This window comes from Streptomyces sp. NPDC053474 (genome assembly GCF_044544845.1).
Classification (GTDB): Bacteria; Actinomycetota; Actinomycetes; order Streptomycetales; family Streptomycetaceae; genus Streptomyces.
The window spans coordinates 417,032-433,329 of sequence record NZ_JBITXV010000008.1 but is presented as its reverse complement, the minus strand read 5'-3'; the positions used below and the strand labels follow the sequence as shown (position 1 = coordinate 433,329).

12 protein-coding genes are annotated in these 16,298 nt (G+C 72.5%); 5 read left to right on the top strand and 7 right to left on the bottom strand.

The genetic code is table 11. The features are described from left to right. Window positions 1–2,304: a bifunctional salicylyl-CoA 5-hydroxylase/oxidoreductase gene (locus tag ACIG3E_RS21565; protein WP_399618708.1), complete on the top strand. Its 2,304-nt coding sequence runs from the start codon at window positions 1–3 to the stop codon at window positions 2,302–2,304. Here the strand turns inward: ACIG3E_RS21565 and ACIG3E_RS21560 are convergent. Further along, complete coding sequence (locus ACIG3E_RS21560; RefSeq protein WP_399618705.1) at window positions 2,294–3,103, bottom strand: PaaX family transcriptional regulator C-terminal domain-containing protein; 810 nt, start codon at window positions 3,101–3,103, stop codon at window positions 2,294–2,296. The two genes, ACIG3E_RS21565 and ACIG3E_RS21560, sit on opposite strands and share 11 nt — an antisense overlap. Before the next feature lie 9 nt (window positions 3,104–3,112). Next, window positions 3,113–4,831, bottom strand: coding sequence for an AMP-binding protein (locus tag ACIG3E_RS21555; RefSeq protein WP_399618702.1), 1,719 nt, complete (start codon window positions 4,829–4,831; stop codon window positions 3,113–3,115). A 171-nt stretch (window positions 4,832–5,002) separates the two neighbouring features. On the opposite strand from ACIG3E_RS21555, the gene ACIG3E_RS21550 reads away from it, so the two are divergent. Together ACIG3E_RS21550 and ACIG3E_RS21545 are read left to right on the top strand one after the other, a co-directional pair. After that, a complete protein-coding gene (locus ACIG3E_RS21550; RefSeq protein WP_399618700.1) occupies window positions 5,003–6,166 on the top strand; it encodes an acyl-CoA dehydrogenase family protein in 1,164 nt (387 codons plus the stop codon). Next, the gene (locus ACIG3E_RS21545) at window positions 6,163–6,561 is read left to right on the top strand and encodes a RidA family protein (protein WP_399618697.1); all 399 of its coding nucleotides are present in this window, start codon (window positions 6,163–6,165) and stop codon (window positions 6,559–6,561) included. Before ACIG3E_RS21550 ends, ACIG3E_RS21545 begins: the two co-directional genes overlap by 4 nt. A 186-nt stretch (window positions 6,562–6,747) precedes the next feature. Here ACIG3E_RS21545 and ACIG3E_RS21540 read toward each other — a convergent pair whose 3' ends face one another. Beyond that, a complete protein-coding gene (locus ACIG3E_RS21540) occupies window positions 6,748–8,187 on the bottom strand; it encodes an FG-GAP repeat domain-containing protein (protein WP_399618694.1) in 1,440 nt (479 codons plus the stop codon). 69 nt (window positions 8,188–8,256) lie between these two features. Next, on the bottom strand, window positions 8,257–9,786 hold the full coding sequence (locus ACIG3E_RS21535; RefSeq protein WP_399618691.1) for a helix-turn-helix domain-containing protein: 1,530 nt from the start codon (window positions 9,784–9,786) through the stop codon (window positions 8,257–8,259). Between the two features lie 518 nt (window positions 9,787–10,304). Here ACIG3E_RS21535 and acnA point away from each other — a divergent pair. After that, window positions 10,305–13,019, top strand: a complete 2,715-nt coding sequence (gene acnA / locus ACIG3E_RS21530; protein ID WP_399618690.1) for an aconitate hydratase AcnA — start codon at window positions 10,305–10,307, stop codon at window positions 13,017–13,019. Window positions 13,020–13,086: 67 nt separating this feature from the next. On the opposite strand, the gene ACIG3E_RS21525 is transcribed toward acnA, so the two are convergent. Continuing rightward, complete coding sequence (locus ACIG3E_RS21525) at window positions 13,087–14,409, bottom strand: flavin-containing monooxygenase (RefSeq protein ID WP_399618687.1); 1,323 nt, start codon at window positions 14,407–14,409, stop codon at window positions 13,087–13,089. 76 nt (window positions 14,410–14,485) lie between these two features. Here ACIG3E_RS21525 and ACIG3E_RS21520 point away from each other — a divergent pair, with 76 nt between their 5' ends. Next, a complete protein-coding gene (locus ACIG3E_RS21520) occupies window positions 14,486–15,115 on the top strand; it encodes a MerR family transcriptional regulator (RefSeq protein WP_399618685.1) in 630 nt (209 codons plus the stop codon). Window positions 15,116–15,148: 33 nt separating this feature from the next. On the opposite strand, the gene ACIG3E_RS21515 is transcribed toward ACIG3E_RS21520, so the two are convergent. Together ACIG3E_RS21515 and ACIG3E_RS21510 are read right to left on the bottom strand one after the other, a co-directional pair. Continuing rightward, complete coding sequence (locus ACIG3E_RS21515) at window positions 15,149–15,751, bottom strand: Uma2 family endonuclease (RefSeq protein WP_399618683.1); 603 nt, start codon at window positions 15,749–15,751, stop codon at window positions 15,149–15,151. A gap of 130 nt (window positions 15,752–15,881) precedes the next feature. Continuing rightward, entirely contained in the window at window positions 15,882–16,271 is a 390-nt protein-coding gene (locus tag ACIG3E_RS21510) for a VOC family protein (RefSeq protein WP_399618680.1), read from the bottom strand. Between the last annotated feature and the right edge of the window lie 27 nt (window positions 16,272–16,298).

The following is a 16,298-nucleotide window of genomic DNA, read 5'->3' as shown; positions in this document are numbered from 1 at the left end:
ATGGCCTCCGCGCCCCCGGGCCCCTCCGCGGCCCCCGCCGTGCACCGGGTCGCCGTCATCGGCGGCGGCCCCGGCGGTCTGTACGCCGCCGCCCTGCTCAAGCGCCTCGACCCGGCGCGCGAGGTCACGGTCTGGGAGCGGAACGCCCCGGACGACACCTTCGGCTTCGGCGTGGTCCTCTCCGACGAGACGCTCGGCGGCATCGAGCACGCCGACCCCGTGGTCTACGCGGCCCTGCGGGAGCGCTTCGTACGATGGGACGACATCGACATCGTGCACCGCGGCACCCGGCACACCTCCGGCGGCCACGGCTTCGCGGCGCTCGGCCGCCGGGGGCTGCTCGCCGTGCTGCACGAGCGCTGCCGCGACCTCGGCGTGGACCTCCGCTTCCGCGCCGAGGCCCCGCCCGCCGCCGAGCTGGCGACGGCGTACGACCTGGTGGTCGCCGCGGACGGGGTGCACAGCGCCACCCGCGAGGCGCACGCGGACGTCTTCCGGCCCACCGTCACCCGGCACCGCTGCCGCTACATCTGGCTCGCCGCCGACTTCGCCTTCGACGCGTTCCGCTTCGAGATCGCCGAGACCGAGCACGGCGTGATGCAGCTGCACGGCTATCCGTTCGCCGCGGACGAGTCCACCGTGATCATCGAGATGCGCGAGGAGGTCTGGCGGGCGGCGGGCTTCGCCGACGCCGATCCCGCCGAGTCCATCGACCGCTGCGCCAAAATCTTCGCGGACGCCCTGCACGGCCGCGGCCTGCGCTCGAACAACTCGTCCTGGCTGACCTTCCGTACGGTCGTCAACGACCGCTGGTCGCACGGCAACACGGTGCTGCTCGGCGACGCGGCGCACACCGCGCACTTCTCCATCGGCTCCGGGACGAAGCTCGCCGTCGAGGACGCGCTCGCCCTCGCGGCCTGCCTCCAGGAGCAGCCGGACGTCCTGCGCGCGCTCGCGGCGTACGAGGCCGAGCGCCGCCCGGTCGTGGCGTCCACGCAGCGCGCCGCGCAGGCCAGCCTCCAGTGGTTCGAGGAGCTCGACCTCTACCTCGGCCAGCCGCCCCGGCAGTTCGCGTTCAACCTGCTCACCCGCAGCCGCCGTGTCACCCACGACAATCTGCGCCTGCGCGACGAGCGGTTCACGGCGGCGGTGGAGCGGGACTTCGGCTGCCCCGAGGGCACTCCGCCCATGTTCACCCCCTTCACCCTCGGCGGCCTGACCCTCCGCAACCGCGTCGTCGTCTCGCCGATGGACATGTACTCCGCCCGGGACGGCGTCCCCGGCGACTTCCACCTGGTCCACCTGGGCGCGCGGGCCCTCGGCGGGGCGGGCCTCGTCATGACCGAGATGGTCTGCGTGAGCGAGCGGGGGCGCATCACCCCGGGCTGCGCCGGGCTCTACACCGACGAGCAGGCCGCCGCCTGGGCGCGCATAGCGGACTTCGTGCACGCCCAAGCGCCCGGCACCGCCCTCGGGATCCAGCTGGGCCACGCGGGCCGCAAGGGCTCCACCAAGCTCATGTGGGAGGGCATCGACGAGCCCCTGGAGGAGGGAAACTGGCCCCTGGTGGCCCCGTCCGCGCTGCCCTACACCTCGCGCAGCCAGGTCCCGCACGCCCTGCGGGCCGACGAACTGCCCGCGCTGCGCGAGGAGTTCGCCGCCGCGGCCCGGCGGGCGGCGCGCTGCGGCTTCGACCTCCTGGAACTCCACTGCGCGCACGGCTACTTGCTCTCCGGCTTCCTCTCCCCGCTCACCAACCACCGTACGGACGCGTACGGCGGCTCCCTCGAAGCCCGGCTGCGCTTCCCCCTGGAGGTCTTCGACGCGGTGCGCGAGGCGTGGCCCTCCGAGAGGCCGATGACGGTCCGCGTCTCCGCCACGGACTGGGCGGAGGGCGGTACGACGGCCGACGACGCCGTGGCGCTCGCCCGCGCCTTCGCCGCCCACGGCGCCGACGCCATCGACGTCTCCACGGGCCAGGTGGTCTCCGACGACGCCCCCGCCTACGGCCGTTCGTACCAGACGCCGTACGCGGACCGCATCCGCAACGAGACCGGCGTCCCCGTCATCGCGGTCGGGGCCATCTCGTCCTGGGACGACGTCAACTCCCTGCTCCTGGCGGGCCGCACCGACCTCTGCGCCCTGGCCCGCCCGCACCTGTACGACCCCCACTGGACCCTGCACGCGGCCGCCGAGCAGGACTACCAGGGCCCCGCCGCCCCGTGGCCGCACCCCTACCGGGCCGGAAGCCGCCGCCCCCAGACGGGCCGCACGGACGCCCCGAAGCCGCGGCTCAGCCTCTGAGCACGAACTCCGAGCCCGCTCGGTGGAGGCGGTCGTGCAGGCCCTGGAAGACCTCCGCCGAGCGGGTGCCCGGCCAGTACGCCGGGAGGAGTTCCGCGGGCAGGCCCGGGTCGACGTAGGGGAGGTGGCGCCAGGTGTCGAGGGCCAGGAGGTAGTCGCGGTAGGCCTGTCGCGGGGGCGTGTCGGAGCGGGCCTGCCAGGCGCGCAGGACCGGGCCGTGGCGGTCGAGGAAGGCCTCGTGCTCCTTGGCGATGGCGGCGAGGTCCCACCAGCGCGCCACCGCCTCCGCGGTGGGGGTGAAGCCCAGGTGCTCGCCCCGGAAGAGGTCGACGTACGCCGTGAGGCCGAGGCGCTCCAGGGTGTGCCGGGTCTCGTCGTACAGGCGGGCGGGGGCGATCCACACGCCCGGCGCGGCCGTGCCGAAGCCGAGGCCCGCCAGGCGTGAGCGCAGCACGTGGCGCTTGCTGCGCTCCGCCTCCGGGACGGAGAACACGGCGAGCACCCAGCCGCCGTCGCGGCGCCCGCCCGCGGCCGGGTAGACGCGCCGGTCGCCGTCGTCGAGGAGCTGGCGCGCCTCCGCGGACAGCTCGTACCCCGCGGCTCCGTCGGAGGTGCGCGCGGGCACGAGGAGCCCGCGCCGCTTGAGGCGGGACACCGACGAGCGGACGGACGGCGCGTCGACGCCCACCGGCGCGAGGAGTCGGACGAGTTCGGCGACCGCGACGGGGCCGGGGGTCGCCCGGCCGTACGCGCCGTAGAAGGTGACGATCAGGGACCTGGGGGCGTGTTGCTCGGACACGTGATCACTCTAGGCCCCGGACGCGGGCCCCGGTTCCGCGAGTGGATCTACCGCGCCGGGCGCCGCCCCCGCGTCCCGCAGGCGGAAGCGTTGCAGCTTGCCCGTCGCCGTCCTCGGCAGGGCGTCGAGGAACTCCACCGCGCGCGGGCACTTGTAGGGCACCAGCTCCGCCTTGACGAACTCCCGCAGGCGCTCGGCGTCGCGGACCGCGCCCTCGCGCAGGACGACGTACGCGACGGCGATCTGCCCGCGCCGCTCGTCCGGGCGGCCCACGACGGCGGTCTCCACCACGTCCGGGTGGCGCAGCAGGGCCTCCTCGACCTCGGGGCCCGCGATGTTGTACCCGGCCGAGATGATCATGTCGTCCGCGCGCGCCACATAGCGGAAGTAGCCGTCGGCGTCGCGGACGTACGTGTCGCCGGTGACGTTCCAGCCGTGCCGGACGTAGTCGAGCTGCCGGGGGTCGGCGAGGTAGCGGCAGCCGACCGGGCCCCGCACCGCGAGCAGGCCCGGCTCGCCGTCCGGCACGGGCGCGCCGGAGGCGTCGACCACGCGCGCGTGCCACCCCGGCACGGGCAGGCCCGTGGTGCCGGGGCGGATCGCCTCGTCGGCGGCGGAGATGAAGATGTGGAGCAGCTCCGTCGCGCCGATGCCGTTGATGATGCGCAGGCCCGTGCGCTCGTGCCAGGCCCGCCAGGTCGCGGCGGGCAGGTTCTCGCCCGCCGAGACGCACCGGCGCAGCGACGACACGTCGTACGGTCCTGACCCGTCCGGCGGGGGCGGCCCGTCGAGCGCGTCCAGCATCGCCCGGTACGCCGTCGGCGCGGTGAACAGCACGCTCACCCGGTGCGCGCCGATCGCGGGCAACAGCTGCTTGGGGCCCGCCTGTTCGAGCAGCACGGAGGCCGCGCCGACGCGCAGCGGGAAGATGACGAGGCCGCCCAGGCCGAAGGTGAAGCCGAGCGGCGGGCTGCCCGCGAACACGTCGTCGGAGCGGGCTTTGAGGACGTGGCGCGCGAAGGTGTCGGCTATCGCGAGCACGTCCCGGTGGAAGTGCATGCAGCCCTTGGGCCGCCCCGTCGTGCCGGACGTGAAGGCGATGAGCGCCACGTCGTCGGCCGCGGTGTCCACCGCCCCGTACGGCTCGGGCGGGCGGGCCGCCGCGCGGGCCAGGAGGTCCTCGGGGCCCTCGCCGCCGTACGTCGTCACGCGCAGGCCCGGCACCCCGGCCTTGATCAGGTCGTCGACCGCGCGGGCGTCGCACAGCGCGTGCGAGACCTGCGCGATCTCGCACATCGTGGCCAGCTCCTGCGCGCGCTGCTGGGCGAGGACGGTGACCGCGACCGCGCCCGCCTTCATCACGGCGAGCCAGCAGGCGGCGAGCCGGGGCGAGGTGGCGCCGCGCAGCAGCACGCGGTTGCCGGGCACCACGCCGAGCTCGGCGGTCAGCACGTGCGCGATCCGGTCCACCTGGTCCTGGAGCTCGCCGTACGTCCACGCCGTGCCGTCGGCGGCGATGAAGGCGGGCCGGTTGGTGCCGTACCGCTGGGCCGAGGCGTCCAGGAGCTCGGCGCCGCAGTTGAGCCGGTCGGGGTAGTGCAGCTCGGGCCGGTCGCGCACCAGCGCGGGCCACTGGTCGCGCGGGGGGAGGTGCGCACGCGCGAAGGTGTCGACGTGTCCGGTGGGCGCGGCGCCGCTGTCGCCGTAGGTTGCCCCTGTGGTCTCCATGGCGCCTCGCCACCTTTGCCGTCGGGCGTAGTGATGGGCTCGCCCAACGAGCGTATCGTGTTGGTGACGGCAGTCAACACTGCGCGATAAGACTCCGGGGTGTGGCAGCGCGCCCCGCGCCAGGGGAGGCCCGAGATGACCGACGTGCCGACTGTGTCACCTGTGCCGGATATGCCGCCTTCGCTGGCATATCCGCAATTTTCGCTCGGCCCGGAGCAGACCGCTCGGCGTGAGCGGCTGCGGGAGCTGGCCGAGACCCGTCTCCGCCCCCTCGCCGAGAAGGGCGAGCCGGGGCGCGTGAACCGTCCGCTCACCGAGGCCCTCGGTGAACTCGGGCTGCTCGACGGGCTGTTCACCGCCGGAGCCCTCGACCTGTGCCTGACCCGGGAGTCGCTCGCCCGCGGCTGCACGGAGGCCGAGACCGCCTACGCCCTCCAGGGCCTGGGCGCCTACCCCGTGCACGCCTACGGCTCGGCGGAGCTGCGCGAGCGGTGGCTGCCGGGGGCGCGCGCGGGCCGTGCCGTCGCCGCCTTCGCCCTGTCCGAGCCGGGCGCGGGCTCCGACGCCGCGGCCCTCGCGCTGCGCGCCGAGCCCGAGCCCGGCAGCGTCGGCGCCTGGCGTCTGACCGGCGAGAAGTCCTGGATCTCCAACGCGCCCGAGGCCGACTTCTACACCGTCTTCGCCCGCACCACACCGGACGCGGGCGCCCGCGGCGTGACCGCCTTCCTGGTGCCCGCCGACCGCCCGGGACTGAGCGGCACCCCCCTCGCGATGCTCTCCCCGCACCCCATCGGCACCCTCGCCTTCGACGGCGTCCGCGTGACCGCCGACGACCTCCTCGGCGAGGTCGACCGGGGCTTCACCGTCGCCATGACGACCCTCAACCGCTTCCGCCCGAGCGTCGGCGCCTTCGCGGTCGGCATGGCCCAGGCCGCGCTCGACGCGACCCTCGCGCACACCGCGGCGCGGGAGGCGTTCGGCGGCAAGCTGAAGGACCTCCAGGCGGTGTCCCACCAGGTCGCGGAGATGGCCACGCGCACGGAGGCCGCGCGGCTCCTGGTGTACGCGGCCGCCGCGGCGCACGACCGCGAGGAGCCCGGCATCGCGGGCCGCGCGGCGATGGCGAAGCTCTTCGCCACGGAGACCGCGCAGTACGTCGTCGACACCGCCGTCCAGCTGCACGGCGCCCGCGCCCTCCAGCACGGGCACCTGCTCGAACACCTCTACCGCGAGGTGCGGGCGCCGCGCATCTACGAGGGCGCGAGCGAGGTCCAGCGCGCCGTCATCGCCAAGCAGTTGTACGCGTCCGCCCCCTTCCCGAAGGAGACCGCGTGAGCCTCGACCGTCTGAACCCCGCCTCGCTCTCCCCGGCCACCGGCTTCAGCCACGCCGTCGTGGCGAGCGGCGGCCGCGTCGTCTTCCTCGCCGGGCAGACGGCCCTGGACGCCGACGGCAAGGTCACCGGGGCCACGCTGCCCGAGCAGTTCGAGCGGGCCCTCGGCAACCTCCTCGCCGCCCTGCGCGCGGCGGGCGGCGCCCCCGCGGATCTCGCCCGCGTCACCGTCTACGCCACGGATGTCGCCGACTACCGCGCGCATGCCCGTGAACTGGGCGCGATCTGGAAGCGGTTGGCGGGCCGCGACTACCCCGCCATGGCGGTCCTCGGCGTGGTCCGCCTCTGGGACGAGGACTGCCTCGTGGAACTGGACGGCTTCGCGGTGCTGCCCTGAGCCCTGCCGGGGGCCTTTCCCCAATCCCGCCCCTTCCCGAAACTGGGGCTCCGCCCCAGACCCCGCTCCTCAAACGCCGGAGGGGCTGAGATGTTGAGCGCGGAGCGCCGAAAAGGCGGGGGTGCCAGGGGGCGCGGCCCCCTGGTTCGGGAAGGGGCGGGTCTGGGGCGTCCCGCGAGGGCAGCCCTAGCGAGGCGGGGCGAACTTGCGGGTCGAGAAGACGACGGCGTCCTTCGGGCCCACGCCGCGCGTGACCCACCAGTGCGTCGGGACCGAGCCGTACGTGTCGTACAGCTTGCTGAACGCCCACGACAGCACCACCTCGTCCTTGCCGTCCCCGTCGAAGTCGACGACCCCGTGCACCCGCTGCCCCCCGGCCCCCGCGGGAATCCGCTTGCCGTCCACCCGCGCAGGCGGCCGACGGACCAGGACACCGACCCGGCGGCCGCCCTCGTAGAGGACGGGGCCCCGGCGGCTGCCGAACAGCAGCGCGTCCCGGCCGTCGCCGTCGTGGTCGACGGCCGTGTACGTGCCGTCCGTGCCCGGCACCCGGTAGGTGCGGACGGGGCCGCCGTCCCCCGGGTAGACGGAGTAGCTCCCGGAGACGTCGGCCGCCTCGGCCCCGGCGCCGGGCTCGTCGTTGCGGCCGCCGTCGTCGCCGACGGCGAGGTCGCGGGTGCCGTCCCCGTCGAAGTCGCCGAAGGCGTAGCCGTTGCCCTCGCGCACCGGGCGGCTGGTGGTGGCGAGGCCGCCGCCGGGCCGGGCCGCGAAGTACTGGCCCGCCGACTGCTCGCCGTCGTTGCTGTAGTGCACGTACAGGCCGGTGGTGCGGGGCTCGCCCGAGGGGGCGATGTCGTCGGCCCGGAGGCCGCTGTACGACGCGTACGGCGGCCGCGGCAGGGTCCGTTGCTCGGTGCGCGCGGCCACGCCCGTGCGCGAGAACGGGCCGAACAGCAGCGCCACGGCCATCCTCTCGGACTTCAGCCCCGAATCGCCCACCTGGAGGCCCGCCAGGTCGTGGTGCCCGTCGCCGTCGAAGTCGCCCCGGACGACGTCGTCGAAGCCGTCCGCCGCGTCCGGCGCGGGCACCTGGATCCGGGTCGGCGCGGCGCCGCGCCGGGGCCCTTGCGGCCCGCCCCAGTTGACGTACTCGACGACGCGGTTTCCGGAGGCGCCGGTGCGGGTGACGAAGTCCGCGAAGCCGTCACCGTCCAGGTCGGCGGTGGTCCCGGGGTACGGCGGGGTGTTCCCGACGGGGCTGGGGTCGGGCACGGCGAGGTCCTCGGCGGTGTAGAGGGTCCGCGTCGTCGGGTCGGGCCCGCGCGGGGAGCCGAAGACGACGGCGACCTGGGGCACGCCGCCGTGGCTTGCGGGCCAGGCCACCGGCACGGTCATCAGCAGGTCGGGGTGCCCGTCGCCGTTGACGTCGTCCGGGTCGCCGGAGCCCTTGCCGGGTGCGGGCGCGCGGCTCTCGGTGGGGACGACGTCCGGCGCCCGGGACGACCCGCCCCGCTCGCCGTCGCGGGAGCCGTCAGACCGGGAGCCGTCGGACCCGCCGCCGCACCCGGCGACCAGCGCGAGGGCGGCGAGTACGGAGACGGCGCGGGCCGCGGTGCGAGGAGTCATGGGGGACACCCTCACACCACGGCCCGCGCCGGTTCCACACAGCTGTGCGAGCGGCCGGACGGGACGCCCTCAGATGTCCCGGAACGTCTCGATCTGCGCGCCCACGGAGTTGAGGCGCTCCGCCAGATCCTCGTAGCCGCGGTTGATCACGTACACGTTGCGCAGGACCGACGTGCCCTCGGCCGCCATCATCGCGAGCAGGACGACCACGGCGGGGCGCAGCGCGGGCGGGCACATCATCTCGGCGGCGCGCCAGCGGGTCGGGCCCTCGACGAGCACCCGGTGCGGGTCGAGCAGCTGGAGGCGGCCGCCGAGGCGGTTCAGGTCCGTGAGGTAGATCGCGCGGTTGTCGTAGACCCAGTCGTGGATGAGGGTCTTGCCCTGCGCCGCGGCGGCGATGACCGCGAAGAAGGGGACGTTGTCGATGTTCAGGCCGGGGAACGGCATGGGGTGGATCTTGTCGATGGGCGCCTCCAGCTTGGAGGGGCGCACCGTGACGTCCACCAGGCGGGTGCGGCCGTTGTCCGCCGGGTACTCCGCCGAGCGGTCGTGGTCGAGGCCCATCTCCTCCAGGACGGCGAGCTCGATCTCCATGAACTCGATCGGCACCCGGCGGATGGTCAGCTCCGACTCGGTGACCACGGCGGCGGCGAGCAGGCTCATCGCCTCGACCGGGTCCTCGGAGGGGGAGTAGTCGACGTCCACGTCGATGTCCGGCACGCCGTGCACGGTCAGGGTCGTGGTGCCGATGCCCTCGACCTTGACGCCGAGCGCCTCCAGGAAGAAGCACAGGTCCTGGACCATGTAGTTGGAGGAGGCGTTGCGGATGACCGTGGTCCCGGCGGAGCGGGCGGCGGCGAGCAGCGCGTTCTCCGTCACCGTGTCGCCGCGCTCGGTCAGGACGATCGGGCGGTCGGGCGTGACGTCGCGGGCGACCTCCGCGTGGTAGAGCCCCTCGGTCGCGGCGATGTCCAGGCCGAAGCGGCGCAGCGCGATCATGTGCGGCTCGATCGTGCGGGTGCCGAGGTCGCAGCCGCCCGCGTACGGCAGGCGGAAGCGGTCCATGCGGTGCAGGAGCGGGCCGAGGAACATGATGATCGAGCGGGTGCGGCGCGCGGCCTCCGCGTCGATGGCGTCCATGTCGAGCCGGGCGGGCGGCACGATCTCCAGGTCCACGCCGTCGTTGATCCAACGGGTGCGGACGCCGATGGAGTTGAGGACCTCCAGGAGGCGGTAGACCTCCTCGATGCGGGCGACGCGGCGCAGGACCGTGCGGCCCTTGTTGAGCAGGGAGCCGCAGAGCAGGGCCACGCAGGCGTTCTTGCTGGTCTTGACGTCGATGGAGCCGGAGAGGCGGCGGCCGCCGACGACTCGCAGATGCATCGGACCCGAGTACCCGAGCGAGACGATTTCACTGTCCAGCGCCTCGCCGATCCGGGCGATCATCTCAAGGCTGATGTTCTGGTTGCCGCGCTCGATGCGGTTCACGGCGCTCTGGCTGGTGTTGAGCGCCTCGGCCAGCTGCGACTGTGTCCAGCCACGGTGCTGCCGGGCGTCACGGATGAGCTTGCCGATGCGTACGAGGTAGTCGTCTGCCATGCGCCAGAGGCTATCTCAGATATGAGATGAGGTACCCGCTGGGGTGGGCCATTAGGGGAATGACCGATTCCGATCCGTCAGGCGCTCGCCGTCGCGCGGGTGTTGAGCCGCAGGTGGGCGCCGTCCACCACTGTGCCCGCGCGGCGGGTGTGTCGCACGTCCGCGACGGGGAACTCGGCCACTTGGCGCAGCGCCGACCCATGGCGAGCCCGGGGGCGCACACGCCTGGGCGCGCGTGAGTCCGCGCATGGGTCCCGGACGGAAGCGAAACAAGCCCGTCCGGCGTTTGAGGACGAGCGCGCAGCGCGAAGCCCCGCCCAAGGCCCCGGGGCCAGCACGCGCGCGGCTGATGTATTAGAGTTATCTCGACATCGAGATATCTGCCGAGGCGCACCGCAGCCGTACGCATCGCCAGTCCGGCGGTAAGGATTACCTAACTAAGCCTTACCTTAGCGGATCGGCCAGGAGGCGTGACGGCAGGATGCGGTGGAACGCGCACATATATGAAGGAGACTGTCGTGTCGGCGAACAGCTTCGACGCCCGCAGCACGCTGCAGGTGGGCGACGAGTCGTACGAGATCTTCCGGCTGGACAAGGTGGAGGGCTCGGCCCGCCTGCCGTACAGCCTCAAGGTCCTGCTGGAGAACCTGCTCCGCACTGAGGACGGCGCCAACATCACGGCCGACCACATCCGTGCCCTCGGCGGCTGGGACTCGCAGGCCCAGCCCAGCCAGGAGATCCAGTTCACGCCGGCCCGCGTGATCATGCAGGACTTCACCGGCGTTCCCTGTGTCGTGGACCTCGCCACGATGCGTGAGGCCGTGAAGGCCCTCGGCGGCGACCCGGCGAAGGTCAACCCGCTCTCCCCGGCCGAGCTGGTCATCGACCACTCCGTCATCGCCGACAAGTTCGGCACCCACGACGCGTTCTCGCAGAACGTGGAGCTGGAGTACGGCCGCAACAAGGAGCGCTACCAGTTCCTGCGCTGGGGCCAGACCGCGTTCGACGACTTCAAGGTCGTCCCGCCGGGCACCGGCATCGTCCACCAGGTGAACATCGAGCACCTGGCGCGCACGGTCATGGTCCGTAACGGACAGGCCTACCCCGACACCCTGGTCGGCACCGACTCGCACACCACGATGGTCAACGGCCTGGGCGTCCTCGGCTGGGGCGTCGGCGGCATCGAGGCCGAGGCCGCGATGCTCGGCCAGCCGGTCTCGATGCTGATCCCGCGCGTCGTCGGCTTCAAGCTGACCGGCGAGCTCAAGCCGGGCACGACCGCCACGGACCTGGTGCTCACGATCACCGAGATGCTGCGCAAGCACGGTGTCGTCGGCAAGTTCGTCGAGTTCTACGGCGAGGGCGTCGCCGCCACCTCGCTGGCCAACCGCGCCACCATCGGCAACATGTCGCCGGAGTTCGGCTCCACCGCCGCGATCTTCCCGATCGACGGCGAGACCCTGAACTACCTCAAGCTCACCGGCCGCTCCGAGCAGCAGGTCGCGCTCGTCGAGGCGTACGCCAAGGAGCAGGGCCTGTGGCTGGACCCGGCCGCCGAGCCGGACTTCTCCGAGAAGCTGGAGCTGGACCTCTCCACGGTCGTCCCGTCGATCGCCGGTCCGAAGCGCCCGCAGGACCGCATCGTCCTCGCGAACGCCGCGCAGCAGTTCGCCCTCGACGTCCGCAACTACGTCGACACCGTCGACGAGGCGGGCAAGGAGTCCTTCCCGGCCTCCGACGCCCCGGCCACCACGAACGGCGTGCCGAGCAACCCGGTCCAGGTCACGGCCCCCGACGGCTCGACCTACGAGCTCGACCACGGCGCCGTCACCGTCGCCGCGATCACCTCCTGCACCAACACGTCGAACCCGTACGTGATGGTCGCCGCCGCGCTCGTCGCGAAGAAGGCCGTCGAGAAGGGCCTGACCCGCAAGCCGTGGGTCAAGACCACCCTCGCCCCGGGCTCGAAGGTCGTCACCGACTACTTCGACAAGGCGGGCCTCACCCCGTACCTGGACAAGGTCGGCTTCAACCTCGTCGGCTACGGCTGCACCACCTGCATCGGCAACTCAGGCCCGCTGCCGGAGGAGGTCTCCAAGGCCGTCAACGACCACGACCTCGCCGTCACCTCGGTCCTCTCCGGCAACCGGAACTTCGAGGGCCGCATCAACCCCGACGTCAAGATGAACTACCTGGCGTCCCCGCCGCTGGTCGTCGCGTACGCGCTCGCGGGCTCCATGAAGGTGGACATCACCACGGAGGCGCTCGGCACCGACACCGAGGGCAAGCCGGTCTTCCTCAAGGACATCTGGCCGACCGAGGCCGAGGTCAACGACGTCGTGGCGAACGCCATCGGCGAGGACATGTTCAACAAGTCCTACCAGGACGTCTTCGCGGGCGATGCCCAGTGGCAGGCCCTGCCGATCCCGACCGGCAACACCTTCGAGTGGGACACCGAGTCCACCTACGTCCGCAAGCCCCCGTACTTCGAGGGCATGACGATGGAGACCACCCCGGTCTCCGACATCGAGGGCGCCCGCGTCCTGGCGAAGCTGGGCGACTCGGTCACCACCGACCACATCTCCCCGGCCGGTGCCATCAAGGCCGACACCCCGGCCGGCCAGTACCTCACGGAGCACGGCGTCGCCCGCCGCGACTTCAACAGCTACGGCTCGCGCCGCGGCAACCACGAGGTCATGATCCGCGGCACGTTCGCCAACATCCGCCTGCGCAACCAGATCGCGCCGGGCACCGAGGGCGGCTACACCCGCGACTTCACGAAGGACGGCGCCCCGGTGTCGTTCATCTACGACGCCTCGCAGAACTACCAGGCGGCGGGCACCCCGCTGGTCATCCTGGGCGGCAAGGAGTACGGCTCCGGCTCGTCCCGCGACTGGGCGGCCAAGGGCACCGCGCTCCTCGGCGTCAAGGCCGTCATCACCGAGTCGTACGAGCGCATCCACCGCTCGAACCTCATCGGCATGGGCGTCCTGCCGCTGCAGTTCCCGGCGGGCCAGTCGGCCGACTCGCTCGGCCTGACCGGTGAGGAGACCTTCTCCATCACGGGCGTCACCGAGCTGAACGAGGGCACCACCCCGAGCACGGTGAAGGTCACCACCGACACCGGTGTCGAGTTCGACGCGGTCGTCCGCATCGACACCCCCGGCGAGGCGGACTACTACCGCAACGGCGGCATCATGCAGTACGTGCTGCGCAACCTGATCCGCAGCTAAGCGGCGACGGCACGCGGCCGAGGGCCGCACCCCCGGAAGGCTCCGGGGGTGCGGCCCTCTCGCGTGCTCACACGGTGAGGAGCTCCGCCGCTCCGGAGCGCAGCACGTGGTCGACGTGGATCAGCCGGGCGATGAACCGGCCGTTCTCCACGTTCGCCTCGATGCCCACGGGGGCGAGCGAGTTCCCGTCCGGGAGCCCGGCGTAGTACAGGCCGGGGAGCGCCCCGAGGAGGCCCCTCTCCTGGATCGGCGCGCCGTGCTCGTCCAGGACGTGGTCCGGCAGGATGCGGTAGTCGGGGCCGAAGCCGGTGCACCAGACGACGGTCGTGATGCCGTGGCGCGCCAGGTCGAGCTGCTCGCCGAAGTCGGCCACGTGCTCCAGGGGAACCTCGGGTGCGGGCCGCTCCTGGGGCGCCGCGAACCCCCGCTCGCGGATGCGGGCGTCGATGAGGTCGACGGCCCGCCGGAACGAGCGGGCGGACTCCTCCACGACGGCGACGACGTTGTCCTTCAGGTGGAGTACGCCGCCGTCCGCCGCGCGTACGGAGCCGACCAGGGTGACGCCCTTCGCGGCCAGGGTGCCGAGGTTCAGGTCGCGGCGCTTGTCCCGTACGGCGGTCACCGGCAGGCCCGGCAGGACGGGTCCGCCGTCGCCGCCCACGGCCCCGAACTCCTCGTACAGGGAAGGGAGCGCGCGGATCCACTCCTGGATGCCGCGGCCGCGGTAGCGGCGCGGCCACGCGCGGTGCCGCCCGACCGCGAGGAACGTGCGGCGCCCGGCGTCCACCAGCTCGTCCGCGATCTGCTGGCCGCTGATCCCCGCGCCGACGACCAGGACGGCCCCGTCCGGCAGGGCCCCGGGGTTGCGGTAGCCGTGGGAGTGGAGCTGGTGGACGACCGGGTCGATGTCGGCGGCCAGGGCGGGGGTGCGGGGGGCCGCGTAGCCGCCCACGGCCGCGACGAGGTTGCGGGACTCGACGACGCCGCCGGTGGCCAGATGGGTCCTGAACCGTACGTCGTCACGGTCGGAGGCGTCGGGCGGGCACTCGACTTTCGCCACGGGTGTGTGCTGCCGTATCCGGAGCTTCCGTTCCGTCGCGTACCGGCGCAGGACGCGGGCCAGTTCGGGGCCCGAGGGGCAGCCGTAGGGGTCGTCGCCGTCGTACTCCCGGCCGGGGAAGCGCAGCGAGCGGTTCCCGCTGCCGATCAGGAGGCTGTCCCAGCGTTCGTGGGCCCAGGCCTGGCCGATCTCTCCCCGCTCCAGGACGAGCGCGGTGTGCCCGAGCTCCTGGAGGGCCCCGGCCACGCCGCACCCTTGCTGTCCGGCGCCGATGACCAGGGTCTCCGCGTATTCGACTTTGACGGACTCGACGCGCTTGCCAGTTGTCATGACCGACCCCCTCTGCCGCGAGGACGCGGCTACTTAGGTAAACCTAAGTAAGACCTTGCCTCTTGAAGTCGCCTTGATGTCAACTGGGTTCATGGTGCGGGACAGCGCGGTGTCCATCGGTGAAGCGGCGGCTCTGTACGGCCTGGCGCCGTCCACGGTGCGGTGGTGGGAGCGGCAGGGCGTGCTCAACGAGCCCGCCCGCGAGGGCGGCAAGCGGCGCTACGGCGCTACTGACCTGCGCCGCATCGGCCTCGCCTATCTGTGCTGTGTCGTCGGGCGGATGCCCCTCGACCAGGCCGCGGTCGTCACCTCCGGCAAGGCCACGCGCGGCGCCTGGCAGGGCGCGATCGAGGCCCAACTCGTGCGGGTGGAGCGGCAGATCGCGGAGTTGGAGGCGGCCCGGCGCTATCTCCGCCACGCCCTGGCCTGCACGAACGACGACATCGCGGGCGACTGCCCGGTCCTGGACGCCGAGTTGGCCACCCACACCCCACGCGGGCGCGTCCCGACCCCGGACCTCATCACCGCCGCCCGCACGGCTGAGCCGCCGCGTGACGAAACCCCGGCACCCACCCCTCCACGTGACGAAACCCCCTGCCCCACCTGCGGCACCCCGCCCCCACGCTCACCGCGCGGACGCCCCCGGACGTACTGCTCGGCCGCGTGCCGCCAGCGCGCCTACCGCGCGCGTAGCGGTGGCCAGTGAGGGCTCGAGCGCGGTCCGGGTCGGGCGGCCGGGTCAGAACTCCAGCAGTGCCGCGAGATCGATCTCGACCGGGAAGGGGAGTTCCGTGCTCAGCTTGTCGTGGTGCACGGGGTGCATGGGGGCGGGGATGTACGTCCGGGTCTCGGCGTGCTGCCAGTACTCGTGTACGGCGAGGCGCTTGTCCCGGTCGAGCTCCACGCGCCAGTAGCACGGGACTTTGGTCTCGGCGAAGAGCGCGGGCTTGAGGATGCGGTCGTCATGACGGGAGCCGGGGGAGACCACCTCTACGGCCAGCGAGACCTCGTCGACCGGTACGCACTCCAGCTCGAAGAGGTCGAGCTTCCTGGGGTCGAAGACGATGACGTCGGGTTTCACCACGTTCTGGTTGTCGAGCATGACGCACTGCTCAAGGACGACCTCATACGGTGTCGCGGCAGCGTCCTCCAATGCGCGCGCGATCCTGTCCCGCACTCGGTTGTGCCAGAACTTGGTCTGCCCACGTACCACGATCACTCCGTCCACGAGGTCCCAGTCGAAGGGCAGCTCCAAGTGTTTGACCTGGTCGAACGTCCAGCCGTCGGCAGGCGGGAACATCCAGGTCTCTTCGGTGGCCCGCTGCTGCCGCTGTGTGGTCATCACTGCTCCCATGGGTGCGAGTGCGGACGCGGTACGCGCCGTGGTCTCATGCACGACGGTACCGTCACTCGAAGTGATGACGGGTGGGACCGAGGTCGCGTCGGCGCGTGGCCCCACCCGTCCGCTGAGGCTATGCGGGGAAGCCGCCGTACGGGACTGTGATCAACTCCATGGCGTGGCCTGTTGGGTCCAGGAAGTAGACGCCCTTGCCGCCGTCGTTGTGGTTGATCTCTCCGGGGTGCTTCTGGTGGGGGTCGGCCCAGTGGGGGAGGCCGCGTGTCTGGATCTTCTCGTACGCCGCGTCGAATTCGGGTTCCGAGACCAGGAAGGCGTAGTGCTGCGGGGTGATGTGTTCCGCGGGGACGGTGGCGAAGTCGAGGGTGATGCCGTTCGCCAGGGCCACCGCGATGAACGGGCCCCATTCGGCGGTGATGTCGAGGCCGAGGAGGTCCGCGAGGAAGGTGGCGGACTCCCGGTTGTCCCGGGCGTGGACGATCGTGTGGTTGAGCTGAACTGACAAGGAATGCCTCCGAGGGCATGTCCCGCA

Excerpts from the sequence above, each read along its gene's own strand:
- ACIG3E_RS21565 (WP_399618708.1), top strand. The coding sequence starts at position 1 with ATGGCCTCCGCGCCCCCGGGCCCCTCCGCGGCCCCCGCCGTGCACCGG.
- ACIG3E_RS21555 (WP_399618702.1), bottom strand. The coding sequence starts at position 4,831 with ATGGAGACCACAGGGGCAACCTACGGCGACAGCGGCGCCGCGCCCACC.
- ACIG3E_RS21550 (WP_399618700.1), top strand. The coding sequence starts at position 5,003 with ATGCCGCCTTCGCTGGCATATCCGCAATTTTCGCTCGGCCCGGAGCAG.
- ACIG3E_RS21540 (WP_399618694.1), bottom strand. The coding sequence starts at position 8,187 with ATGACTCCTCGCACCGCGGCCCGCGCCGTCTCCGTACTCGCCGCCCTC.
- ACIG3E_RS21535 (WP_399618691.1), bottom strand. The coding sequence starts at position 9,786 with ATGGCAGACGACTACCTCGTACGCATCGGCAAGCTCATCCGTGACGCC.
- ACIG3E_RS21525 (WP_399618687.1), bottom strand. The coding sequence starts at position 14,409 with ATGACAACTGGCAAGCGCGTCGAGTCCGTCAAAGTCGAATACGCGGAG.
- ACIG3E_RS21520 (WP_399618685.1), top strand. The coding sequence starts at position 14,486 with ATGTCAACTGGGTTCATGGTGCGGGACAGCGCGGTGTCCATCGGTGAA.
- ACIG3E_RS21515 (WP_399618683.1), bottom strand. The coding sequence starts at position 15,751 with ATGACCACACAGCGGCAGCAGCGGGCCACCGAAGAGACCTGGATGTTC.